This window comes from Paenibacillus peoriae KCTC 3763 (assembly GCF_000236805.1).
Taxonomy (GTDB): domain Bacteria; phylum Bacillota; class Bacilli; order Paenibacillales; family Paenibacillaceae; genus Paenibacillus; species Paenibacillus peoriae.
Window position 1 is genome coordinate 155,141 of the sequence record NZ_AGFX01000037.1, and the last position, 24,629, is coordinate 179,769.

The window sequence follows — 24,629 nt, forward strand, 5'->3', positions numbered from 1 at the left end:
TTCAATACGCCATAAACTAAAAAAGACTTAAATCAGTAATACGACTGATTTAAGTCTTTTTTATTTCCCTTTCCTATCTCCCCCAAAAAACGAGGATGCAGTAGTGGTACGCAGCGAAGCGGAGGATTTGAATCTGGAGAAGCGACAGCGATCGTAAGATCAAATCCTACGCGCAGCGTCTAATCACATACAGCCGCATGTGTTCCCGCTGTGTGCCCTGTTGTAAAAGCCGCTGTAATGTTATAGCCACCAGTATAACCATGAATGTCCAAAATCTCACCGCAGAAAAACAATCCGGGCATCAGCTTGGACTCCATTGTTTTTGGATTGATCTCCTTCAAATTCACGCCGCCCCCGGTAACAAAAGCTTCCTTCAGAGAGAGAGTGCCGTTCACGCGGATGGGAAACGCCTTGATACGATGAGCGAGCTCCTGCCATTGCTGCTTGGGAATATGATCGTACGTTAAATCCTCACGCAGCCCGGCTTGCTGGAGCAATAATGGAATCAAGCGTTCCGGTACATAAGATTTAAGCACATTTTTGATCGCCTTTTTAGCATCGGCTGCTGCCAGTTCCAGCGTTTCGCGGTAGACTTCATCAGCATGCTTGTGAGGCTGCAAATCGAGCGTCAGCAGCACCGTGCTGGTCTTATCCTTTTTCATTCCCTTTACGACAAATTGGCTGCACCGCAAAGCGGTTGGGCCGGACAGACCAAAATGTGTGAAAATCATATCTCCTTCGTGGACAACAACCTTCTTTTGCTTCGCATTCCATACAGTCAGGCTGATATCACGCAGGGATAGTCCCTGAAGCTCCTTCGTCTGGATGAACGTCTCGCCTGACGTCAACGGAACCTCCGTTGGATAGAGCTCCGTAATCGTGTGCCCGGCCTGCTCGGCCCAAGCATAGCCGTCACCTTCCGAGCCAGTATGCGGGACAGATTTGCCTCCTACGGCTACAATGACGCTACGGCTGCGCAGGGTTTCCCCGGAACGCAGCCATACGCCAGCCGTATGACCTTCTTTGTAAATAACCTCTTGTACGGGACAGCTTGTGCGAATGTCGACCCCTTGAGAACGCACTTTGTTGACCAAAGCATCGACAACTGTTTTCGCTTTGTCCGTCACTGGGAACATGCGCCCGTTGTCTTCTTCCTTTAAGGCAATACCCATCTCCTCAAAAAAGGCGATGATATCCCGATTCCCGAAAGCCGCCAGTGCACTGTGCAGAAAACGGCCATTCCCGGGGATGTGCCGGATTAGCTCGTCCAGCTCTTTTGCATTGGTGACATTGCAGCGTCCTCCACCGGAAATGCCGAGCTTGCGCCCGAGTTTATTCCCTTTTTCTAGTAAAAGCACCTTGGCGCCCCCAGCGCTGGCTGCCGCAGCGGCCATTAATCCGGCCGAGCCGCCTCCGATCACAATCACGTCGTATATCATGAAATCTCTTCCTTTTCGTCGACAATTTTCAAAAAAATTCAGAATGGTGTAACAGTTCTTTCATTATATCGCAATAACGTCGCTTCAATTTATCCTTATCAGGATAAGCGCGCGGATCTCTCATTTTGCCGAATTGCAAAACGCGTAAAGACGTTTTTCTTCTATTCATCTGGTCTTTTGCGGATTTTGTCGTTCTACACCGGAATTTTAACACATATATTGTAATATATTGTAGCCTGTGCTTTAATTCAACTAACAGCGTCAAGGAAAGATGAGGAGGAGGAAAAGTCCTTGTTAATTGCGTTGAAGGAAAGTGTGCTCCAGGTTCTCCTTGCCGTTATATCGGCGGGTTTTTTCTCTATATTAACGGATTATGGGGATAAGAAAAAGGCTTGGGGCGGCAAACTGCTTCCCGGTCCTAATCAAGAGATACTTTATTTGTGTTGCTTGCCGGCCATATTGCTATGTTCTCTCTTTCAATATCAGTCTCCATACGGTCTCCCTTCCAATCTTGGCATTATTCCCCTCGCTATGGGCGCCATGTATGGTAGACGTCGTACCGCCTTTGTGATCGCCGCTTCCGCACTCATGGGGGTTTTGGCTATAGCTCAGTCGACAGAAATGTCGCATACGTATGTGGCTACAGGTTTTATCCTTTTTCCTTTTATGCTGCTGCATGTCAAGTTCTTTCAAAGAGGAACGCTGTCGGACAAAAGGCTTCTGATTTCCGGATATGTTGTGGTTGATATGCTGCTCAAGGCGGTTTTTCCACTGCTTTGGGGCAAAAAGGATGTATGGGTATACATTCCCGATCTGCTTACAACGCTATGGAATATTGCTGCAGGTGTACTGGCCAGTTTTACGGTTGTGAGTCTGATGCATAATGCCTTTGAAAAGCTGGCGTTGCGACGTGATGTAAGCGAATTTACGAACAAATACTTAATTGAAGCGGATAAGCTGCGTCAGGTGATGGATTTGATGCCATTAGCCCTTGTTACTCTGGATAGCGAAGAACGAGTTATACATATGAACAAAACGATGCTGGAACTCTACCGGGATTTCGATCCCTTTATTACGCTGCCTGAGGTAGTGGGTCGTCCATGGACCTCGATATATGATTTTAATACTTCGTCGGTGGTCAACGAACGGGTTGCGAAAGCGTTGCAAGGAGAGGCGAGTGCTGATTTTATTAATGTACCTCCCAAAGTATTCTTCTGCAGCTTTCTTCCTATGCAGGATAAACAGGTAAACAAAACGACAGGTGCCATTATTGCCTTGCAGGATATTACAGAGCTGGAGACGCTGCGCAGTGAGCTGGGCAATTTCGAGAGGCTCAGTCTGGTCGGACAGATGGCTGCAGGCATTACTCATGAAATACGCAATCCCATGGCGGTTGTGCGTGGATTTTTACAGCTTATGCGTGAAAAGAGCCCGGATTCCCTCGGTCATTACTACCGTATTGTGATGGAGGAACTGGATCGGGCGAACGGAATAATTAACGATTTTCTTTCACTTGCCCAGAACCGGATTGTTGAGAAGGAGCAATGCCATCTTCATGATATTATTCGCGAGCTCACACCTTTATTGTGGGCAGATGCAAACCTGAGGGGGCAGACGATTGAGCTCAAGCTGGAGGATCATGTGACCATGCTGCATTTGAATCCGAAGGAAATGAAGCAATTGCTGCTTAACTTATCGCGTAATGCGATGGAGGCTATGGGTGAAAAGGGGGTACTGACCATTTCCACTCATGAGGAAGGGGATTTTGTGGAACTGGAAGTCAAGGATACAGGTCCGGGAATTCCGCAAAATCAGCTTGAAAAGCTGTTCCAGCCTTTTTACACAACCAAAACGAAAGGTACAGGTCTGGGGCTGGCCTTATGTCAAAGTATCGTAGAGCGACACCATGGTACGATTGCCGTAGATTCGGTGGAGGGGATGGGAACGCAGTTTAGAGTCCGATTGCGCAGAACTATTCCAGCTTACAGGGATCATTCGGAGCCTTCTGTCATGAATTCCATCCAAAAATAACTGTACACATACAGATCTATTTTTTTGCAAATTACGTGAAAAAGATTGTATAATGAAGATCAGGTATCCGTACCTTTAACACGTCAGAGGATAAAATGAGCAATGTAGTATACAATGATTTTTGGAGAAGGAGTGAAAGAATATGTCTATGTCTTTTGACCAATATATGAGAGATTCTGTTCAGCCCATGCGTGATGAGCTGACCAATCTTGGATTTCAGGAGCTGCGTACTTCGGAAGAAGTGGAGGCCAAGCTGCCTAATGCCAAGGGAACAACGCTGATTGTTGTGAACTCGGTATGCGGGTGTGCTGCGGGTCAATGCCGTCCGGGTGTGGGCGAAGCGCTGAAGCATGATATTACACCGGATCACCTGTACACGGTTTTCGCCGGACAGGACAAGGAAGCAACGGCGAAGGCTCGCGAATTTTTCGCGCCGTATCCGCCATCTTCCCCTTCCATTGCACTGCTGAAAGACGGCGAGCTGGTTCATTTCATCGAGCGTAACCAGGTAGAGGATCGTTCGGCTGTGCAAATCGCCGCTGATCTGACCAGTGCATTTGACCGTTTTTGCCGTTAAGACTGTTCAAGCTAATGCCCCGCATTTTTCGCCTGCGAAAATTTGCCGGGGCTTTTGCATGTTGGCCTGTCATGTTAGCTTGTCTTGTCATGCCAGCTTGTAAAGTAAATTCCTGAAAAGAGGTGCCTATCTGATGAGTTTGCAGGAACAGATTATTGCTGAATTGGGAGTACAGCCTACGATTAACGTAGAGGCGGAGGTTCGCAAGCGCGTAGATTTCCTCAAGTCTTATGTAACGAAGACCGGAAGCAAAGGACTGCTGATCGCCATCAGTGGCGGGATTGACAGTGCTGTAGCGACTGCCTTGTGCAAGCAGGCTACTGATGAGCTGACAAAGGAGCTAGGAGAAGAGTACAAAACGCTGGGTGTGTTCCAGCCGTATGGCAAGCAGGAAGATATTGAGCACAGCTACGCGGTTGCCAAAGCGTTCGACCTGAAATATGCCGGAGAAACGAATATCAAGGAAGCGGTGGACAAGGTTGCCGTGGAAGTGGAGCATACGCTAAAGGATATCGGTCTTGAACGTTCCATTACTCCGCAAGTGAAAGGGAATGTAAAGGCAAGAACGCGTATGGTGGTTCAGTACGCACTCGCGAATGAGCTGAATCTGCTCGTCGTTGGTACAGATCACGCTTCAGAAGCCATCACAGGCTTTTATACGAAATGGGGCGATGGTGCAGTCGATATTACACCGCTTAGCACGCTGAACAAGCGCCAGGTGCGCATGCTGGCGAGCCACCTTGGAGTTCCGCAGGCCATTTTGGACAAGGCGCCTACAGCAGGATTGTGGGAAGGCCAGACGGATGAAAAAGAACTCGGCATCTCCTACGAAGCAAATAGCGACTACCTGGAAGGTAAAGAAATTGACCCGGCGGCACGCGAAAAGCTGGAAAGCTTCTTCACACGTACAGCGCATAAGCGGACAAGCATTCCGGGAGTTTAAGCGGGTAATCTTATGAATTTTAAAAACAAATAAATGCGGCGATCCGCCCAGCGGATCGCCGTTTGTATTGAAGGGGCTAAAGCTTATTTGACGATCCGTTCAATGAAGCGGCAGGTTTCGGTAATGGCCTGGTCGAGCGGAAGGCTGCTTCCCTGGAATGGATGCACGGTATTGAAGGTATGATTGCCACCTTGAATTTGTACCCATTCAATATCGGGACGAACAGAGGAGAGCAGGGCAGAGCCTTCGCGCAGGCGTTTGGAATCTTCGGTTCCCTGGATAAGTACGGCCGGCAACTGGCTGTCTGCGAGCCTGTCCACGATCGCAAAACGCGAGCGATTTTGCTCCAGGTCTTCCAGAATGACAACATCCAGCGGAAGCTGCTGCCCGGTTCTGGCGTTTTGCACATAGCTGCGCCCCTTGGTGCGCATTTCTTCTTTTTGCGGCAAAGTGAACAAATCCAAATCTGTCACACCATTCCATGATATGACGCCGGATATCTCCTCGGGGTGATCCAGCGCGTATACGAAGCAACTTCCCGCGCCCCGGCTGTGTCCTAACAGAAATACTGGCAATTCTCGAAACTCGTGGCGTGCTCTCAGATTGGCTATCAGTATATCCAAATCCTCTTGTTCGCGGCTATAGGTGTTGCGAGCGAATTTTTCCAGCTCGGTAAAATTCTCTAAATCCTCACCTATGCCATTATGTGAAAAGTTAAAGGTTATGACATGGTTATCCGCACTTAATGCTTCTGCTATAAAGGGGAACATACCCCAATCCTTAAATCCCTTGTAGCCATGAGCGATGATGAGCAGGCTTTTGGCTGTTTTTTTGGCGGGAAACCAGGAGGCCCGGATTACTGCGTCTGTTCCTGCTTCAACCACAATGGTTTCTGACATCCTATCCTTCCTTTCTGTGGGAATTTTAAATCGACGTATAAGCTCTAATTCAAGCATTCATCAATAGCCTCTCTTATTTTAACATATTTTGGTGCTGCTTTTACGCCTTTGTGACTCGCCATGGTGTGGACGCACTGTTACAATAGGTGCAGTAAAGTATAAAAAGGATGGGGAATACCCAAATGATCTACGGAATTGGACATGATGTGCTGGAAATAAGCCGTATGGCTGACATTTTGGCAGGTAAATATGCAGATGCGTTTTTGAATCGGGTGTTGACCCCGGCTGAACGCGAGCTTGCTGTGGAACGCAAGGGCAGGCTAACGGAGTTCGTAGCAGGGCGCTTTGCTGCAAAAGAAGCGATCACGAAAGCCTTCGGTTGCGGAATCGGGCAGATGATCGGGTTCGGTGATATGGATATTTTACCAGAGCCAGGAGGGAAACCCGCAGTTTATTTGTCTTCGTCCGCGTGGGATAGACTGGGTTTGCCGGGTAACGGAGCCTCGGATTACAGCATTCACCTGAGTATTACACACCAGCCCAACATTGCCTCTGCTTTTGTAATTGTCGAATATAAGGAGATGTGATGTGATGACTGCCAATACATTGGAACAAAAACGTTATTTCAGCTTTGAGCTGTTGAACTGGTATACACGAAACAAGCGGGATTTGCCGTGGCGCCGCCATCGAAATCCTTTTTATATCTGGATTTCGGAAATTATGCTGCAGCAGACGCGCGTCGATACGGTGATTCCGTATTTCAATCGCTTTATTGCACGTTTTCCGACGATTGAAGCGCTGGCGGAAGCACCCGAGGAGGATGTGCTCAAGCTGTGGGAAGGGCTGGGCTATTATTCACGGGCCCGGAATTTGCAAACTGCGGCCAGGCAAGTGGTCGAGCTTCACGGCGGACAGGTGCCGGATGATACACAGGCGGTCGCTGCGCTGAAGGGGGTAGGTCCGTATACGACAGGTGCGATTATGAGTATCGCCTTCAATCGCCCGGAGCCTGCTGTGGATGGCAATGTGATGCGGGTGCTGTCGCGCTATTTCCTCATTGAAGAGGATATTATGAAGGGCAGCACACGATCGCATATGGAAAGTCTGGTACGGGAGCTGATCCCCGAAGAGAGGGCCTCCGATTTCAACCAGGCGCTGATGGAACTGGGGGCGCTGGTGTGCACGCCCAAGTCGCCCCAGTGCCTGACCTGCCCGGTTATGGAGCACTGCTCAGGGCGACTGGCAGGTCGTGAGGAAACGCTGCCGGTGAAGACGAAGGCGAAGCCGCCGCGGCTGGAGCCGCGTTCCGTCGCCCTCGTCGAGGGCAGCGGCGCGAACGCAGGCCGCCTGCTCGTCCGGCAGCGTCCGGCCAAGGGCCTACTGGCCCGCATGTGGGAGCTGCCGCACGAGCTGGTCGGGCCAGAGGGCTACAACGGCCCGATGCCGGATGAGCCCGCTATGGACCATCTGGCGGCTCATTTGCTGGCAGAGGGCGTGCTTGCCCGCCCGGTGCGATTTGTACGTGAGGCGGAGCACACGTTCAGCCACATCCACTGGAACCTGCGTGTGTTCCAGTGTGAAGAGGTCGCCAGCCCTGCCGGGGAGGCGGGCGGACAACCGCTGGCTGCCGAGCAGCGGGCAGACTACAGCACCGGAGCGAAGCCGGATGCGTTGATTGCGCTCGTAGAGCAGGCGGAGCAGGTCCGCCCTGGGCTGCCTGCCGGGTATCGCTGGATCAGCGAGGCGGATATGGACACCATGGCGTTTCCCAAGGTGTTCCTCGATCTGATCACTGAATATTATGCAAAGCAAAAAGAGACCTTGGTGTAGGTCTCTCAAAGCTGCCGGGACTTCTCCCGGCAGCTTTTTTGTTCTTTTTTCGTTCAGCCTGACATCCCATAAGAATAACGATATGTATAGACCATCGCTATTCATCGTACGTAATTGAGAGATTTGTACAGTTTTTGATTACTTGTCCTTGATTACATGGCCTGTTCAAAAATGGCGATGACTTCTTGCTGCGTAGGCTGAACCGGATTGGTTACGCCGCAGGCATCTTTAAGCGCATTCGCTGCGAGTACGGTGAAATCTTCGCGTTTGACACCAAGCTCTTCCAGACCGGACGGGATGTTGACCCGTTTAGCCAGCTTCTCGATAGCCTGCAGAGCGAGGTTGGCACCTTGTTCCGGTGTAACGCCGTCTGTATTCTCGCCAAGAGCACGTGCGATATCAGTGAGTCGTTCGGCGGATGCCTTGGCGTTATAGCGCTCTACATGCGGCAGCAAAATGGCGTTGCAAACGCCGTGTGGCAGATTATAGAAGCCGCCAAGCTGATGTGCCATGGCGTGAACAAAGCCTAATCCGGCGTTATTGAATGCCATGCCTGCCAGAAATTCAGCGTAGGCCATTTGGCTGCGAGCCTCTACGTCGTTACCGTCATCGACGGCTCTGGCCAAATTGTCTCGAATCAGCTCAATTGCTTTGATCGCACACGCATCTGTAATGGGTGTAGCATTGGTGGAAACATAAGCTTCAATAGAATGGGTGAGCGCATCCATTCCTGTTGCAGCAGTTAATGATTTGGGCATAGCCATCATCAGATCAGGATCATTGACAGCAATGAGCGGTGTCGTGTGATTGTCGACAATCGCCATTTTGATATGGCGCTCTTCGTCCGTAATAATACAAAACATGGTCATTTCGCTAGCCGTTCCTGCCGTTGTGTTAATGGCAATCAGAGGGAAGGAGGGCTTCGTGGATTTATCCACGCCTTCGTAGTCGCCAATTTGACCGCCATTGGAAGCCAACAGTGCGATGCCCTTGGCACAGTCATGCGGTGACCCACCTCCGAGCGAAATAATGAAATCGCATTTGGATTGACTCAGCAGCTCCAGGCCCTCGTTCACATTTGTAACTGTAGGATTCGGCTGTGTACCACTGTATACGACGGATTTTACGTTTATACTTTCCAACACGCTTGTTACTTTTTTCACAATACCGATATCAACTAAAGGTTTATCGGTTACGATCAATGCATTTGTATAGCCCAGCTTCCCAATCTCTGTACCTGCATCCGCCAGTGCGCCTGAGCCCATAAGACTCATACCCGGCATCATGAATTTTGAAGTTCCTGTCATCGTATGCATCCACCTTTATTATTATTTTGAGTTAAATCGAGGTATAATGATGGAGTTAAAGGATCTCATTACCATCCTTATATCCTTATCATACTGCCCCTTATTGGGGTGAACTAACACATTTTATTATAAAATATCGTGATTTTTAAAAGGGTGAGATGGATGGAGCATGCCAAGACTTTAGGAGACTTTAATCGTTATAGTGAGCTGCAGTATGGATATGAAACCGATCTGATCCGGATTTTATATTATGATCTTCCGGAGAACTATTACGAAAAATATGCTTCATATGAGTACCCGAAACTATGCACCATTCTGGAGGGAAGGAAAGAGGTCAAAATTAATAAAACAGAGCATTTTGAATACGATTCTCAAGAAATTATCCTGCTTCCTCCACAGTCCAGCGTTGAAATGAAAATCAAAGAACATACCAAGGCACTGGTGTTTGAATTAAGCGATCAGTTAATGGAACGGTTGAGGGATGTGGTAGAGGAGGAATTTCAGGTTTCGGAAAGTACTCCTGCTCATTCGGTGGTTCGCTGTGAGTTGAATGAAAAGACGAATTTACTTACAGCCTCCATGGAACGGATCAAGCAGTATATGGAACAACCTGCCGAAAGAAAAAAATTCCTGATTGATCTGAGCGCTCAGGAAATGGCCTATCATTTGCTACAGATGCAGGTGCTTGAACAGAATTTGCTCACGAACGACCGACACCCGGTGTTCCGCGCGATTCGCGACATTCAGGAACAATTGCCCGGCATCAGGCATGTGAAGGATTTGGCGGATAACTACAACATGTCACATGCGAATTTTACAAATCAGTTTAAGAAAATAACAGGCTTGACTCCGCTTGACTATATTACGAATCAAAAAATGCAGCTCGCCAAGCAATGGCTCCAGCACAGAAACGTAACGGAGGTCGCCTTTGATTTGAATTATGAGAGCGTTTCCTACTTTATCGGTCTTTTTAAGAAAAAATACGGAATTACACCTAAACAATACCAGATGAGTGTGCAGCGGCAAGCAGTCCTTTCATAATGTGAAAAATATAAAGGCAAGGTCGGGGTTCTTTTGTCATCCATTTAAATTAAAAAGGCTGTCTCACTCGTAGAAACTCTACTTTGGAGACAGCCTTTATTATTAGGGTAGTGATGTTTGTTACTGGCTTGTTACTTTGCAGCCGCGTAACGTTTGTTCACTTCATCCCAGTTGATAACATTGTAGAATGCAGCAATGTAATCCGGGCGTTTGTTTTGATATTTCAGGTAGTAAGCATGCTCCCAAACGTCCAGTCCAAGTACCGGAGTCAGACCTTCGGACAGTGGGCTGTCTTGGTTAGGAGTGCTAGTGATCGCCAGTTTGCCGTCTTTGCCGACAACCAGCCAAGCCCAGCCGCTGCCAAAACGTGTTGTAGCTGCTTTAGTGAAGTCTTCTTTGAATTTGTCATAGCCGCCCAGCTCATTATTGATTGCATCAGCAATGGCGCCCGTTGGTTGTCCGCCGCCATTAGGACCGATTACTTCCCAGAACAGGCTGTGGTTATGGTGTCCGCCACCGTTGTTGCGAACCGCAGTGCGGATGCTTTCAGGAACGCTGTCCAGATTGGAGATCAGATCCTCCAGGCTTTTGCTTTGCAGTTCAGGAGCGCTCTCCAGAGCTGCGTTCAGGTTTGTTACATATGTGTTATGGTGACGATCATGGTGAATTTCTACTGTCAGCGCATCAATGTGCGGCTCCAGTGCGTCTTTCGCGTAAGGAAGTTCTGGTAATTGAAATGCCATAGTAAATCCCTCCTGGTTATATGGTTGGGTAAGGTATTCCTATGTAATAATACCCTCTACAGTTATATTAAACCGCATTCAGGCTATTTTATCAACATTTTTGTTTGTAAAATAGCAAACTGGGAAATACGACCTGGTAGCTAGCATATCCAAAAACCCAACAGAAATATACAAAACTTAGGCATTAAGAGGGAAATTGTGAGACAAAAAAATGTAAACGCTTTATATACAGCGCTTTCACGAGAAAAAGGGATGTATTCCGAGTAAAAGTGTGGTTTAATGGTCAAGGAAGCAGAATTTTCGGTTTTTTTGTCGTCTGCTATATCTTGTCATGTCTTTGGACCTGACGTGAGGGTACATACCCTTTTGCTGTTCTTCATTTCATATATAGCAGATCGTATGCATTTTTATCATAATGCCTCGTGATTAACGCCATGCTAAGAATTTTAAGGATTTATGTAAAAATGACGGTGCTGTCTCATTTTTTTATTATGCTTACGAAAAGGGAGATATAACTTATGCACGTTCGTTCCTTTCAATTAAGTGATGTGAATCCAGTAACGGAACTCATGCAAATTGCCTTGTCAGAGGAGTGCTACAAGGAGACGGTGGGCGCTTTTGCACGTCAGCTTTCGTGGGATTCCGGTTTGATCGTCGTTGCGGAAGAAGAGGGAGAGATCGTTGGCGCCCTGATTGGCACGATTGATCAGAATCATGGTTGTTATTATCGTATTGCTGTTCACCCGGATCATCGTCGGATGGGAATTGGCAAGTCGCTTGTGGAATCTATGGAGCAGCGTTTTCAGCAGCGTAAGGTTAGCCGTATTTTGGTTGCCGGGGACAAGCATAACAGCGCGGCCATGCCTTTGTATGAGGCGATGGGCTACGGAGCGAGCCAGATTTTACAAACCTTTCAGAAACTCAGTATTTTGGCTCCGCATTAATCGGCAATCGATATAAAGAGAATTGAATATCTTTGAGGTTAAGACTTCCATTTAGAGCATATCTGAGTAACCGTTGCAATCGGGTACGGGATATGCTTTTCTATTTATAGCAGGGTTAAGGAGGATTATTATGGACGCTTTGGCTCCTTCGTCAGGCCCAGTGCCTTCACCGGGAACATCCAAACAAGCAGGTCGCTCTGGACACGTACGCGATTGGTTGATCACTCTTCTGATTGCGATGGTTGTCTTGCTGCTTCTGAACCTGTTCGTGTTTAATCTGTCCACGGTCAGGGGACACTCGATGCAGCCGACGCTCATGGAAAGCCAACATCTGTTCGTTAACAAGCTGGTTTACAATTTTCATGATCCGGGCAGGGGAGACATCGTAATTTTAAAAGATCCCGACTCCAAGCCGGCCAGCCCGAGGTTTTTAGTGAAAAGAGTGATAGGCACTCCCGGGGACGTGATCCGGGTTGAACATAATCTTTTGTATGTGAACGGTAAGTTGCTAAATGAGCCTTACACCAGCTCCAGGGTAGAGGATGGTGATTACGGCCCTTTTACGGTGGAGCCGGGTCACTTTTTTGTCATGGGAGATAACCGCCATACTGCTGCAAGCAAGGACAGTCGCTATTTTGGCAGCATTAAAGCTCAGGATTTGCTGGGGCGTGCAGAGTTTATATTTTGGCCGATAACCGAGTGGAAGTGGCTATGAAGTGGCTATAGAGGCGATCGTTTGAAATCAATGCGGAACGCGTGTGAACCGATCAGGATCAAGATGGAGCAGACGGTCACGAATCAGGAAAGGAAGAGGAATGTGAAAGAAGTGATGGTATATACCGATGGCGCTTGTTCGGGAAATCCGGGCCCCGGGGGTTGGGGTGTCGTTTTACTGTATGGAGAGCATCGCAAGGAACTGTCTGGAGCCGAGAAAATGACAACAAATAACCGCATGGAGATCAGGTCCGTGATCGAAGCGCTGAAGCTGCTCAAGGAGCCTTGCCATGTCAAAGTACACAGTGACTCTGCCTATGTCGTCAATTGCTTCAAGCAGGGCTGGATTAAGAATTGGCTCCGTAACGGCTGGCGCAACAGTAAAAATCAGCCTGTTGAAAATAAAGAGCTGTGGGAAGAACTGTGGGCACTGATGGGCAAGCATGAGGTTGAATATGTAAAGGTGAAGGGACACAGTGACAACGAGCTGAACAATCACTGTGATTTCCTGGCGACCAGTGCTGTTAAAAATTTACGGTAGCATCTGCTGCTATTTTCTGTTGAAATTTGAGTTAGAGAATTATTGCAAACTTCTCATACGAGCGATTGTGAAAGTAATGAAAGAGAGGTGAATATCGGATGCAACGCGGACTGACTCGGACGGCTGCCGGAACCGCTTCGACCTGGGCATCACTCAAGCAGGAAATCATTGAGGCGGCTCCGGGGCTAGGGATCGACTCCATCGGGTTCGCATCCGCCGACCCCTTTCTGTCTCTGAAAGCTATATTGGAAGAGCAACGGGCCAAAGGTTATGAATCCGGCTTTGAGGAGCCGGATATTGACAAGCGGATTTATCCGGAGCTGTATGGCTCACAGCCTGCATCCCTGATTGCCATTGCGGTGGCGTATCCTTCCAAAATGAAGAACCCGCCGAAGTCGGACAAGGGCAAGTACCGTGGCATTATGGCACGTTCGGCCTGGGGGAAGGATTATCATCTTGTGCTGCGCGAGGCGATGGAAAAGCTTGAGGCTTTTATAAGTGAACGGGTGCCTGATGCGATAATGAAGAACATGGTGGATACCGGAGAATTGTCGGATCGAGCTGTAGCAGAACGCGCAGGTATTGGCTTTAGCGGTAAAAACACAATGATGATCTCGCCGACGCTGGGATCGTGGATTTATCTGGGCGAATTGCTGACGAATATTCCTTTTCAACCCGATGAACCGGTCACGGATGGGTGCGGGGAATGCACCAAATGTCTGGATGCGTGTCCTACGGGCGCGCTTGTGGGACCGGGGCAGCTGAATGCCCGGCGATGTGTTTCCTTTTTGACACAAACGAAAGGCTTTCTGGATGAAGAGTTTATGCTAAAAATAGGAAATCGGCTGTACGGATGTGATACCTGCCAAATGGTATGTCCCAAAAATCGGGGCCTCAACTGGGATCATCATCCTGAGCTTGCACCCGATCCCGAAATTGTGAAGCCGCTGCTGCTGCCTTTGCTGGATTTGAGCAATCGTGAATTCAAGGAACGGTTTGGTCAAAGCGCGGCAGCCTGGCGAGGGAAAAAGCCGATTCAGCGCAATGCGATTATCGGGTTGGGCAATTTCAAGGATATCAGTGCCGTACCCAAGCTGACGGAGGTTCTGTTGGATGATCCACGCCCCGAGCTTCGGGGCACGGCGGCTTGGGCTTTGAGCCGAATAGGAGGGGAAAACGCTATGACAGCGATCAAGCAAGCATCTGAGAAGGAACAACATGAGCAAGTACGCGAAATGATCGCGCAGGCGCATTCCAAACTGGAGGAGCAACAGCAAGCAGAACAGCAAAAGGTCTCTGAATTATCAAATTCAGAAGCAACGGCCGTGGATTCACAGGGTCCAACCACCATTTACTATGATGAAATGGAGACCCCTGTGGGCACTTTGACGTTGTGCGCAACGGATCGGGGGCTGTGTCGAATAGAGTTTGGCGTTTTTTATGCGAAGGAGGCACTGCTTCAGCAATGGGCCCGGACGTGGGTCGGAGAATATGTCTACGTGCAGGAACCGGAAAAGCTGCGCGAGGCCACGGATCAACTGCGTGAATATTTTGCCGGAGAACGACGGGAATTCAGTATAGCCTTTGATTTGAGAGGGGTTCCCTTCCAAGAGCAGGTATGGCGTGCACTGCAAAATATTCCGTATGGACAGAGCGTCTCCTACAAGGATATTGCGGAGTCCATCGGACGTGCCAAAGCCGTACGCGCAGTCGGCGATGCGAGCAACAAAAATCCGCTGCCCATCTTGATTCCATGTCACCGGATATCAGGTGCAAACGGAAGCCTGGTCGGTTATGCCGGAGGCCTGCAAATCAAGACAAAGCTACTGGATTTGGAAAAAGAATAAGGACATATGTTTGCAAATTGTGATTTGCTAGCTGTCCCATGTTTTGCTATGATAGGTTCGTGTGTAATGCATGATGATTCATATAAATATACAGAGGTGACGACTTCGTGGTGTGGAATATTGTCATTCCGATTATTACCCTGATTGTTGGTTTGGTTGGGGGATTTTTCATCGGTGCTTATTATCTTCGCAAACAGCTTGAGAAGATGCAGAACGACCCTGAAACGCTGCAAAAAATGGCCAAGCAGATGGGTTACAACCTGAATGGAAAACAAATGCAGAAGGCTCAGCAGATGATGAAGAACCAGCAGTTCTCCAAAAATCAGCCTAGTGCGCGTAAAAATCAGGGCCGTCGGAAATAATGAGCAACGTGAGCACGGATGTCGCATGAGGTTGCTGCATAGAGGAGGATTACTGTGGCTGGCGTAAAAGATTATATTAACCGCAAAGCTGCGGATAACCGGGATAAAATCGAGTACCATGTGGAGCAGATTTTACAACTGATCGGTGAAGACCCCAAGCGTGAAGGGCTGTTGGAAACACCGGCACGCGTAGCGCGCATGTATGAGGAAATATTTGCGGGTTATGAGGTTGATCCCCGGGATGCGCTGGGTGTGACATTCGATGAGAATCACGAGGAGCTTGTGATTGTGAAGGACATCGTCTATTACAGCCAGTGTGAGCATCATATGGCTCCTTTCTTCGGAAAAGTGCATATCGGCTATGTACCCAGCGGCAAAATTGTAGGATTGAGCAAGCTTGCCCGTCTGGTAGAGGCTGTGACCCGCCGCTTGCAAGTTCAGGAGCGGATTACATCACAGATCGCGGATATTCTGGATGAAACGGTTTCTCCTCACGGGGTAATGGTGGTTGTAGAAGGCGAACATCTGTGTATGTGTGCAAGAGGTGTCAAAAAGCCGGGCAGTAAAACGGTAACATCTGCGGTACGCGGCTCATTCCGTAATGATGCAGCACAACGGGCAGAATTCCTGTCCCTGATCAAGGAATGATCGAAGACGGCTTGACGGTTATGTGATGAAAAAGGGTGGTTTACGCATAGGCGTAGCCACCCTTTTTTGCTAACACTCTTTTTGCTAACATAGGAAAAGACGGGTGGACTGATGCAACATTCAACAACGCAGCATAGCTGCCTTAACATTTACGATTAGCCTGTGCATAACAGTGATTTTAAGATAGGGGATACCATATGGAGAACGTACATAGCTCAGCAGATAAAACAACATCTTTGCCTGATTTGCAATGGTATGAAGCGCCGCTTATGGACAACCGGGCGGACGTTTTGTCTCCGCTGGCCTGGGAGGAGCTGGCCTGTCGGCAAGTTGGAAAAGGAGCTGCGCCTGTTTTGCATCTGTGGCGGCATCCGTCTGCGCTGGTCATCGGTCACCGGGACCGCAGGCTTCCATACGCGCCGCAGGCGATGGAGCGCGTGCGCAGCGCGGGAACCTCAGTATGCGTGCGTCCCTCGGGCGGAGCAGCCGTCATGCTGGACAGGGGGGTACTGAACCTGTCCCTGATCCTGCCGAATCCGCAGCGGGCGATTAGCCTGAATGAGGATTTCCGGCTCATGGCGGGGCTGATTGCCGATGCGCTGGCCCCGTGGTCTGCCGAGGCGCAGACCGGGGAAATCACCGGGTCTTTCTGTCCCGGTGATTACGATGTCAGCGTCCTAGGCCGCAAGTTTTGCGGCATTGCGCAGCGACGTCAAGCCAAGGCGTATATCATCACGGCTTTCGTGATGATTGAGGGCAGTGGTGCAGAGCGTGCCCAGGCGGTGCAGCAGTTTTATGCGGCGGCAGCCGGAGATATGCCGGCTGGGGTGCCGCAGCCGGATTATCCACGGGTAAATCCGGCAACGATGGGTAGCCTGGCAGAGCTGGCTGGGGTGCCATCTGTTGAGGCCTATACGGCATCTCTGCGCCGGGTGATCGAAAGCCGGGCTACGATTTTGCCTGTCGATGGCTCGCTAGCGCAGCCGCAAGGATTGGCAGAGCAAATGGCTGCTCTTAGGGAACGATACGACTCACAAGTATAGTGTAGAAAATGAATTTAGCTCACTAGCTTACATGAAACCTAGCTCATATGAAACTTAGTTCACATGGCACTTAGCTTAGAAGGGCAGCCATCTCAGCTTGGAGGCCTGAGCGTAGCGCTCTTCCACCGCAGGCCAGTTGACGACATGCCACCAGTCTTCGATGTATTTGTTGCGCTCGTTCTGATGCTTTAAGTAATAGGCGTGTTCCCACACATCAATCGCCAGCAGCGGAATGGACTCCCATTGAGTCAGGTTCTGGTGCTTTTCGGCCTGCAAAATTTCAAGCCGTCCCGCACGCGGACTCCACACCAGGATCGCCCAGCCGCCTCCTTCAACCTTTTCGGCTGCCGAACTGAATTGCTTCTTGAATGCATCGTAGCTGCCAAAATCCTTTTTGATCTGCTCAGCCAGCGGCCCGCTTGGTTTTCCGCCGCCTTTGGGGCTCATAATCGTCCAAAAAAGAGTATGCAGATAATGGCCCGCACCGTTAAAAGCCAGTTCCCGCTCCCAGTGCTTTACAAGGCTAAAATCACCTGTTTTCCGGGCCTCTTCCAGCTTCTTCTCTGCTATATTCAAATCATTCACATAGCTCAAATGATGCTTGTCATGGTGAATACGCATCGTCTTTTCATCAATGTACGGCTCAAGCGCGTTATAGGGGTAGGGGAGTGGTGGCAACCGATGTCCCCCAATAGGAACTGAGCGACCGGGGGAAGCTTTTTCCGTTGCCGAGGGCTGTGTCTGACCGGATTGAACGCCCATGGACGCCCATGTGCCTTCTCCCCGTATGCCCGCCTGTCGCTCTCGAAACGCATCCTCAGGGTAGTGCTCCCCCTCCGCTGCCACATGATACAATCCAGCCGCCCGTTCGATGGAGCCAGGCTCTTGAAAGGGGGTGGTCGAGATCAGGAAATATTGGCTTTCATGGGCCGCGTGCAGCACAATTCCGGCGGATCTGGGCTGCTGTCGTAATGCAAGACTGTGCTCGCCCAGCAGGCCAAGCTGGCGAACATATTCCTGTGACTGACGGTTTGCAGTTTGCAGCAAACCGTCCAGCCGGCGATGTAGATCTTGCGAGACAGTCTTTGGCAATGACACCTCTCCAGATGACGACGCCTCACCCTGTTCCCTCGACTGTCCAGAATGTTCAGCCAGTTCGTGTGTGTGTGCTTCTGGAGCAGCCGATTTCTGCTCTCCTGAGTCCTGCCACGCCTGAGCCGCCGGATCGAGGGCGCTCCGCTGCTCTTCAAGCAGTTCTACAGCAGCACGTTCAGTCTGTTCAAATACGGTTCGCCAATCATCGAGCAGCTGCACATATGCAGGCTCAAGCCCCTCGGTAGCGGACTTAATCACTTCCACATGCCAACTTTCCTGCTGCTTCCAATGCCGGATTTCTTCCAGCACGCGCAAGGGCAGAAAAGACCCATAATTACTCAGCATTGTTTTTACCTCCCGTATCCCGCTATGGATATCCGGGTTGGAGAAAGAATCTGCCCCGGATGCATACGTACCCATTATATTCGCCGCCTCATCGGGAATATGTCTACAAACTCCCTCTATCAGATACCCATGTCATACAAAATCATGAATGCCATTGGACGCAAAAAAAGAAGCCTGACTAAGGCACGAGCTAAGCGTCCATAATCAGGCTTCTCCATATCATTTCATTACTGCACCATTTTATTACTTGGCAGCCGTTTGCTTATTCGCATTAGCGACGGTCTTCTTGTCCTCTAGCTCCTGCACACTGCTTAAAAACGTTGATACCCGCCGCAAATATTCACGTGGATGCTCTCTGAAAATCAGCTCATGCAGTCCATTTTTGACAATCCACACACTGGAAAGCGGATTGGTCTGATTGGCAGCAAGCTTTTCCGCAATGGGATAAGGCGCTTTTTCATCCTGTGTACCATGCACAAACATGATCGGGAACGGATAGTTTTCCTTTTTGACTTCCTGATATGGAATCTGATGCAAACTGGTGCCGTTCAAGACCGGAAACAGCAACTCCAGAATTTCCAAAGATGGATGGCGTGGCAAATCAATTTGATTATGAATGTTATGGTATAGCGTATCTGGTTCCAGCAGGAAGGTGCTGTCCAAAATCATCGCGTCCACATCCTTGGTTTGCAAGCCCGCCTGCAGGGCGGTTCCTGCCCCCATCGAGAAGCCCCATACAATAATCTCCGATGAGCCGCGTTGCTTCGCAAGCTGGATCGCCCCTAGAAGCTGCTGGGATTCCGCTTTGCCTCCGGTCGCGACTGCTTTGCTGTTTTGGGATGCGAATCCATAATCGAACATAACCACATTAAAGTTCAAACGATGGGCATAGTGCGCCAGATCATACATGGGAATCCAGCTTTCTTCGCGATTGGCCCCATAACCATGGCTGAAAATAATCGTTTTCCGCGATTGATTTGCCGGGATGTACCAGCCTTGCACCATGCGGCTGCCGTCCTTGGCGGGGAAGCTGACGTCCTCATAGGCCATTCCCTTCGCCTGCATCGGGTTGGAGTACAGCGGCGCCACAGTTGGATTCGTCAGTACCCATGCGATGTAGGCGTGCAGGGCAATAAAACAAAACAACAGAAAAAATACAACCGATAGCAGCAGCGCAATCACAATGTGCTTGAACCGCAGCATACGGGAATTAATCAGTGGGATGGACGGCTCCTGAACAGCGGTTTGTAGCTGTGAGCTGCGCTGGGATGTCGAAATCATGTAAGAGCCTCCTTATAAAAAATTGAGCTTCATGCTATAGAATTTAGGTACAAATTCACTTGAAAATGATAGTGTATGTCCATATTGATACCTATTATCGTATGATGGTGATTATACAAAGTCAACGCCTGTACCGGAAAAGTAAAAATGATGCAAAGAATTGTCGATGTTTGTTCTTTTTCTGTAATATAGCTGTCACAAAAACATCGGTTTACAGTAGCCGCGAGTATTCTATATAATTTATGTAACCATGTTTCATGGTGTGAAACGAAAATGGATACAAGGGGAGCGGTTCACGATGGAAGACCGTAAATTAACCGTTCGCGCTGTGGAGCGTGCACTTGATATATTGCTGTGTTTTACCGCAGACTCGGATCTGGGTCTGACGGAGATTGCCTCCAAAATTGGGCTACATAAAAGCACGGTTCACCGGCTGCTGACAACGCTGGAGGATCGTGGCTTTGTCGTTCGGAATGCTGCAACCGAAAAATATCGGCTTGGCTTCCGCATATGGGAGCTGTCCACCCATTTGTCACAAAGCGATGAGCCGGCAGTGCTGCTACAGCCAGCGATGGAAGGACTGCGTGACCGCCTGGGTGAGACGATCAGCTTGTACTTGCGAGACGGCAGTATGCGTATTCGCATTCAAGCCGTGCAGAGCAACCAGGCGATCCGCCGCGTTGCGCCTGTGGGTGCGCGCATGCCGCTGGCTGTGGGGGCTTCCAGCAAGGTGCTGGCGGCCTTTATGCCGCCGCAGGAGCTGGAAGCTCTGCTAAGAGGGGATGAATGGCCGTCTTCGGTAGACCCGGAGGTCTATAAAGCTCAGCTGCAGGATATTCGCGAGAAGGGCTATGCAACCAGCTATGAAGAACGGGAGCCAGGTGCAGCCGCTGTGGCAGCGCCTGTGGTGAACCGGAAGGGACAGGTCGCTGCGGCCTTGTCTGTATCCGGTCCGGTCAGCCGGCTTGCACCTGAGACGCTGCATGATTTTGCCCCGATTTTGATCGAAGCTGCGAAGGAAATGGGGCTTATGCTCCCGTAACAGGACCAGAGAAGGGTTGCCAAAATAAGAAATTTAAAGTAATCTGATGAGGATGGCGGGATGTCTATTATCTCCGTCTCATGCAAATCGAAGTATCACAGTTACTGGGGGAGCCTGTAATGCCGGGCTGAGATGGAATCGTGCAAGATTCCGGACCCTTTGCACCTGATCTGGATCATACCAGCGTAGGGAAGTAATCGGCCATTGAAATGTATACGCAGCTGCTGCCCAAGAAGGCGCGTGGAATATATTATTCCGTGTGCGTACTTCTGGATAGCTCTTCGTTAGATTAGCCGGTTCCCTGGGGAACCGGCTTTTTTGCATAGATCAGCCACCCTGGGAATGGTTCCGGATCGGTGTGTCATTCCATCGAAACGGGAGGAAATAACAATGAAACCGACGGAAACAGAAGGAACTGAAGTGAAGTCAAGTACAGAGCAAGCTGGCGGAGTAAAACCCTTTCCAGGGAGCCGCAAGGTGTATATTCAAGGCTCGCGGCCGGATATTGCCGTGCCAGAGCGTGAAATCGCGCTGCACCCCACACATACGCCGCAGGGCACCGAGCATCATGAGCCCTTGCGTGTGTACGACACAAGCGGACCGATGACGGATGAAGCCTATCAGGTGGACATCCGACGGGGGCTGCCTCCGTTGCGGAGGGCCTGGGTGCTGGAACGAGGCGATGCCGAAGTTTACGAGGGACGCACGGTTAAGCCAGAGGATAACGGGTTGAAGCCTGGTTCCGAGCGGGAGGCGGCGGAATTTCCCGGCATGACCCATCGTCCGCTTCGTGCCTCACAAGGGCGCACGGTGACGCAAATGCACTATGCCCGCAAGGGAATCATTACGCCCGAGATGGAATTTGCAGCCATTCGCGAAGGGGTGGAGCCCGAGTTTGTGCGGCAGGAGCTGGCGGCGGGACGGGCGATTTTGCCTTCCAATATCAATCACCCGGAAAGTGAGCCGATGGTCATTGGGCGTCATTTTCACGTGAAGATCAATGCGAACATTGGTAATTCTGCGGTCACGTCCTCCATTGAGGAGGAAGTGGAGAAGATGACCTGGGCCGTGCGCTGGGGCTCGGATACGGTCATGGACCTGTCCACAGGCCGTAATATCCATACGACGCGTGAATGGATCATCCGGAATTCCCCTGTGCCGATTGGAACCGTACCGCTGTATCAGGCGCTTGAAAAGGTGAACGGTCAAGCTGAGGCACTGACGTGGGAGCTGTATCGCGATACCCTGATTGAGCAGGCGGAGCAGGGTGTGGACTATTTTACAATTCATGCGGGCGTGCTCCTGCGCTATATCCCGATGACGGCGAACAGAATGACGGGAATTGTCTCCCGGGGCGGGTCGATTATGGCGGCCTGGTGCCTTGCGCACCATCAGGAGAACTTTTTGTACACGCATTTTGAAGAAATATGCGAAATCATGAAGGCTTACGATGTAGCCTTTTCCCTCGGGGATGGTCTGCGTCCGGGCAGCATCTATGATGCAAATGATGAAGCACAGTTTGCAGAGCTGGAAACGCTGGGTGAGCTAACGCAAATCGCGTGGAAGCATGACGTCCAGGTCATGATCGAAGGTCCGGGGCATGTTCCGATGCACAAAATCAAGGAGAATGTCGATTTACAAATGGAAATTTGCAAGGAAGCTCCTTTTTATACTTTGGGACCGCTCACGACGGATATTGCGCCTGGCTACGATCATATTACCTCAGCTATCGGAGCAGCCATGATCGGTTGGTTCGGGACGTCCATGCTGTGTTACGTTACGCCAAAGGAGCATTTGGGCCTGCCGAACAAGGATGATGTTCGTGAAGGAGTCATTACCTACAAAATTGCGGCACATGCTGCCGATCTGGCGAAAGGACATCCACGGGCGCAACAACGGGATGATGCCTTATCCAAGGCGCGCTTTGAGTTCCGCTGGCGCGACCAGTTCAACCTTTCGCTTGATCCCGAGCGTGCCCTGTCCTACCATGATGAGACGCTGCCGGCAGAGGGGGCCAAGGAAGCCCATTTTTGCTCCATGTGCGGTCCCAAATTCTGCAGCATGCGAATTACGCAGGACATTCGCGCCTATGCGGCTGACAAGGGGCTGAATACAGAAGAGGCTGTAGCTGCCGGGATGCGTGAAAAGGCCGAGCAATATCGGGAGGCCGGGCAGTAGATTGGTAGCAAATAATATCAATCGGAAAGCTAAACAGATAGCGCTGGCAAGCTAGTCTGAGGCTTATAACTACTACGAATGATGAACTAATAAACGAATGAATAACAAAAGCCGTGCTTCTCTACAGACGATGTAGGGAAACACGGCTTTTGAGCTTATGTCAAAGCAAAATGAAGCAACCGAAAGAAGGCTGCTTTATTTTTTACCCATTTTCTCATTCAAGATATCCTGAAAGCTGAGCTTCTTCTCCGAGCTATCTTCTTTCTTCTGCATACTCACCGCGTTGGCACGTTGGTATTGGTGGTGAAAGGGCATCAGGGTGTGTACAGTTAAGTTCATTGTATTCATGTAGGTTGTTCCTCCAATTCCATTTCGTCAAATCCAGATTGAGTTGCTTAGGACCTCTGTATAGGACTATTTGTATGTACTTGATGTCGTAATGCCATATAGGTTGCTTGGTTAAGTTGCAATCATTATAACCGCATTTTTTCAAAGTAAAACACTTTTGACATAAAACAGGAAGATGGTCGTATGTGTCCAAAATGTGTATTAGGAGGATGGTCGTTTTGAGGGAAGATGTGCCTAGATCGAAAACAAGGGCTAGAGGCCCGTTTTCTTAGTTTAGTAGTCGGGATTGTTTTTTTGTCGAAATGGCTGGGGTCTGTCTGAATTCGGGATTAAGGCAGTTTGGTGGTGAATTAAAGTGTCAAAGTTATATTGACTTTAGGTTTGTAAGTAGATACCATGAACTGGTTGTAAGCGTATTTTGACAGCAAGCGTCAGCCAATCCATCTGGCTAATCAGTGATGAAATGTTTGAGAGAGGATTAGAGCATATATGAAAAAGAGACTTGCGGATATCGCATTTATTATTGTAGGTGCCTTTTTTTTCGCGCTGGCTGTTAATCTGTTTGTGATCCCGAATGAGTTTGGTGAAGGGGGCGTTACAGGGGTTACGATTATTTTGTACTACCTGTTTCAGTGGTCGCCTTCGGTCGTCAATCTGGTGATCAATGGTCTGCTGTTGATTATTGGATATAAATTTCTGGATGCGAGAACAACGTTATACACCGTCATTGCGGTCGCATTTAACTCGTTGTTTTTACATTTAACAGCTGACTGGCGGATTGATTCGCATGAGCCGACGATTAATGCCGTGTTTGCCGGAGTTTTGGTCGGAATCGGGATTGGCTTAATCGTGCGGGTAGGGGGTACAACGGCGGGAACGGTCATTTTGGCGCGGATTGCCAACAAATATTTGGATTGGAATATTAGCTATGCCCTGCTGTTTTTTGATTTGATCGTAGCGTTCTCTTCCTATTTTATTATTGGGCCGGAAAAATTGATGCTGACGATCGTCATCCTGTACGTGGGAACCAAGGTTATGGATTTTATGATTGAGGGGCTAAATCCTAAAAAGGCGGTCATGATTATCTCGGAGCATCAAGACAAAATTGCAGAGATGGTCATTACGCAAATGGATCGTGGAGTTACCGTCCTGTCAGGCCACGGATACTACACCAAAAATCCGAAGGAAGTTCTGTATATCGTCATTAGCAAACAAGAGGTGTCGGCGCTTAAAAAGATTGTAAAAGCCGTCGACACAGCAGCATTTATCACGATTCATGACGTGCGGGATGTATTCGGAGAGGGCTTTTTGGATATTTCGAAATAGCTGGCGGTGTGAAGGTAAGGTTATAGGAGAACATGGTTGAAAGTCGGTCCTGAGGGAGCGGCTTTTTTGCTGTTGTGAGGTTTTCCCTCCCTCTGACCGCCTGCC

Annotated in this window: 23 protein-coding genes and 1 riboswitch; of the genes, 16 read left to right on the forward strand and 7 right to left on the reverse strand. The window is 49.6% G+C overall.

Features of this window, described 5'->3' with window-relative positions; all coding sequences use genetic code 11:
* Positions 1-179 precede the first annotated feature (179 nt).
* Positions 180-1,439: a BaiN/RdsA family NAD(P)/FAD-dependent oxidoreductase gene (locus KQI_RS0118860; protein ID WP_010348432.1), complete on the reverse strand. Its 1,260-nt coding sequence runs from the start codon at positions 1,437-1,439 to the stop codon at positions 180-182.
* Between the two features lie 291 nt (positions 1,440-1,730).
* Between KQI_RS0118860 and KQI_RS0118865 the strand changes: the two genes are divergently transcribed.
* The 3 genes from KQI_RS0118865 to nadE all read left to right on the forward strand — a co-directional run bounded on the left by KQI_RS0118865 (position 1,731) and on the right by nadE (position 4,990).
* Positions 1,731-3,470, forward strand: coding sequence for a two-component system sensor histidine kinase NtrB (locus KQI_RS0118865; protein WP_010348433.1), 1,740 nt, complete (start codon positions 1,731-1,733; stop codon positions 3,468-3,470).
* 142 nt (positions 3,471-3,612) lie between these two features.
* A complete protein-coding gene (locus KQI_RS0118870) occupies positions 3,613-4,047 on the forward strand; it encodes a BrxA/BrxB family bacilliredoxin (RefSeq protein WP_010348434.1) in 435 nt (144 codons plus the stop codon).
* A 133-nt stretch (positions 4,048-4,180) separates the two neighbouring features.
* On the forward strand, positions 4,181-4,990 hold the full coding sequence (gene nadE / locus KQI_RS0118875; protein WP_010348435.1) for an ammonia-dependent NAD(+) synthetase: 810 nt from the start codon (positions 4,181-4,183) through the stop codon (positions 4,988-4,990).
* An 83-nt stretch (positions 4,991-5,073) separates the two neighbouring features.
* On the opposite strand, the gene KQI_RS0118880 is transcribed toward nadE, so the two are convergent.
* Complete coding sequence (locus KQI_RS0118880; RefSeq protein WP_010348436.1) at positions 5,074-5,889, reverse strand: alpha/beta hydrolase family protein; 816 nt, start codon at positions 5,887-5,889, stop codon at positions 5,074-5,076.
* A gap of 182 nt (positions 5,890-6,071) precedes the next feature.
* Here KQI_RS0118880 and acpS point away from each other — a divergent pair, with 182 nt between their 5' ends.
* Together acpS and mutY are read left to right on the forward strand one after the other, a co-directional pair.
* Positions 6,072-6,476 carry a holo-ACP synthase gene (acpS, locus tag KQI_RS0118885; RefSeq protein WP_010348437.1) on the forward strand — a complete coding sequence of 135 codons (405 nt, stop codon included), beginning with the start codon at positions 6,072-6,074 and terminating at the stop codon, positions 6,474-6,476.
* Positions 6,477-6,480: 4 nt separating this feature from the next.
* Positions 6,481-7,719, forward strand: coding sequence for an A/G-specific adenine glycosylase (gene mutY, locus KQI_RS0118890; RefSeq protein WP_010348438.1), 1,239 nt, complete (start codon positions 6,481-6,483; stop codon positions 7,717-7,719).
* 152 nt (positions 7,720-7,871) lie between these two features.
* On the opposite strand, the gene yiaY is transcribed toward mutY, so the two are convergent.
* A complete protein-coding gene (gene yiaY, locus KQI_RS0118895; protein WP_010348439.1) occupies positions 7,872-9,026 on the reverse strand; it encodes an L-threonine dehydrogenase in 1,155 nt (384 codons plus the stop codon).
* Positions 9,027-9,188: 162 nt separating this feature from the next.
* On the opposite strand from yiaY, the gene KQI_RS0118900 reads away from it, so the two are divergent.
* Entirely contained in the window at positions 9,189-10,067 is an 879-nt protein-coding gene (locus tag KQI_RS0118900; protein WP_010348440.1) for a helix-turn-helix transcriptional regulator, read from the forward strand.
* Between the two features lie 131 nt (positions 10,068-10,198).
* On the opposite strand, the gene KQI_RS0118905 is transcribed toward KQI_RS0118900, so the two are convergent.
* The gene (locus KQI_RS0118905) at positions 10,199-10,810 is read right to left on the reverse strand and encodes a superoxide dismutase (protein WP_010348441.1); all 612 of its coding nucleotides are present in this window, start codon (positions 10,808-10,810) and stop codon (positions 10,199-10,201) included.
* Between the two features lie 518 nt (positions 10,811-11,328).
* On the opposite strand from KQI_RS0118905, the gene KQI_RS0118910 reads away from it, so the two are divergent.
* The 7 genes from KQI_RS0118910 to KQI_RS0118940 all read left to right on the forward strand — a co-directional run bounded on the left by KQI_RS0118910 (position 11,329) and on the right by KQI_RS0118940 (position 16,909).
* On the forward strand, positions 11,329-11,754 hold the full coding sequence (locus KQI_RS0118910; RefSeq protein WP_010348442.1) for a GNAT family N-acetyltransferase: 426 nt from the start codon (positions 11,329-11,331) through the stop codon (positions 11,752-11,754).
* Positions 11,755-11,884: 130 nt separating this feature from the next.
* A complete protein-coding gene (gene lepB / locus KQI_RS0118915; protein WP_010348443.1) occupies positions 11,885-12,469 on the forward strand; it encodes a signal peptidase I in 585 nt (194 codons plus the stop codon).
* Positions 12,470-12,571: 102 nt separating this feature from the next.
* Positions 12,572-13,009, forward strand: a complete 438-nt coding sequence (gene rnhA, locus KQI_RS0118920; RefSeq protein ID WP_010348444.1) for a ribonuclease HI — start codon at positions 12,572-12,574, stop codon at positions 13,007-13,009.
* Between the two features lie 98 nt (positions 13,010-13,107).
* A complete protein-coding gene (gene queG / locus KQI_RS0118925) occupies positions 13,108-14,856 on the forward strand; it encodes a tRNA epoxyqueuosine(34) reductase QueG (protein WP_010348445.1) in 1,749 nt (582 codons plus the stop codon).
* Positions 14,857-14,963: 107 nt separating this feature from the next.
* On the forward strand, positions 14,964-15,218 hold the full coding sequence (locus tag KQI_RS0118930; RefSeq protein WP_029390238.1) for a YneF family protein: 255 nt from the start codon (positions 14,964-14,966) through the stop codon (positions 15,216-15,218).
* 54 nt (positions 15,219-15,272) lie between these two features.
* A complete protein-coding gene (folE, locus tag KQI_RS0118935; RefSeq protein WP_010348447.1) occupies positions 15,273-15,866 on the forward strand; it encodes a GTP cyclohydrolase I FolE in 594 nt (197 codons plus the stop codon).
* Between the two features lie 197 nt (positions 15,867-16,063).
* Complete coding sequence (locus KQI_RS0118940) at positions 16,064-16,909, forward strand: lipoate--protein ligase family protein (protein WP_010348448.1); 846 nt, start codon at positions 16,064-16,066, stop codon at positions 16,907-16,909.
* Positions 16,910-16,984: 75 nt separating this feature from the next.
* Here the strand turns inward: KQI_RS0118940 and KQI_RS0118945 are convergent, their stop codons facing one another.
* The gene (locus KQI_RS0118945; protein WP_029390239.1) at positions 16,985-18,349 is read right to left on the reverse strand and encodes a Fe-Mn family superoxide dismutase; all 1,365 of its coding nucleotides are present in this window, start codon (positions 18,347-18,349) and stop codon (positions 16,985-16,987) included.
* A 243-nt stretch (positions 18,350-18,592) separates the two neighbouring features.
* On the reverse strand, positions 18,593-19,630 hold the full coding sequence (locus KQI_RS0118950) for an alpha/beta hydrolase (protein ID WP_010348450.1): 1,038 nt from the start codon (positions 19,628-19,630) through the stop codon (positions 18,593-18,595).
* Between the two features lie 298 nt (positions 19,631-19,928).
* Here KQI_RS0118950 and KQI_RS0118955 point away from each other — a divergent pair, with 298 nt between their 5' ends.
* Both KQI_RS0118955 and thiC read left to right on the forward strand, forming a co-directional pair.
* Positions 19,929-20,672: an IclR family transcriptional regulator gene (locus KQI_RS0118955; RefSeq protein WP_010348451.1), complete on the forward strand. Its 744-nt coding sequence runs from the start codon at positions 19,929-19,931 to the stop codon at positions 20,670-20,672.
* A gap of 96 nt (positions 20,673-20,768) precedes the next feature.
* Positions 20,769-20,881, forward strand: a riboswitch (TPP riboswitch).
* A gap of 181 nt (positions 20,882-21,062) precedes the next feature.
* Positions 21,063-22,850 carry a phosphomethylpyrimidine synthase ThiC gene (gene thiC, locus KQI_RS0118960; protein ID WP_010348452.1) on the forward strand — a complete coding sequence of 596 codons (1,788 nt, stop codon included), beginning with the start codon at positions 21,063-21,065 and terminating at the stop codon, positions 22,848-22,850.
* Between the two features lie 195 nt (positions 22,851-23,045).
* On the opposite strand, the gene KQI_RS28880 is transcribed toward thiC, so the two are convergent.
* Positions 23,046-23,198, reverse strand: a complete 153-nt coding sequence (locus KQI_RS28880) for a hypothetical protein (protein WP_010348453.1) — start codon at positions 23,196-23,198, stop codon at positions 23,046-23,048.
* Positions 23,199-23,687: 489 nt separating this feature from the next.
* Between KQI_RS28880 and KQI_RS0118970 the strand changes: the two genes are divergently transcribed.
* Entirely contained in the window at positions 23,688-24,524 is an 837-nt protein-coding gene (locus tag KQI_RS0118970) for a YitT family protein (RefSeq protein ID WP_010348454.1), read from the forward strand.
* Positions 24,525-24,629: the final 105 nt, after the last annotated feature.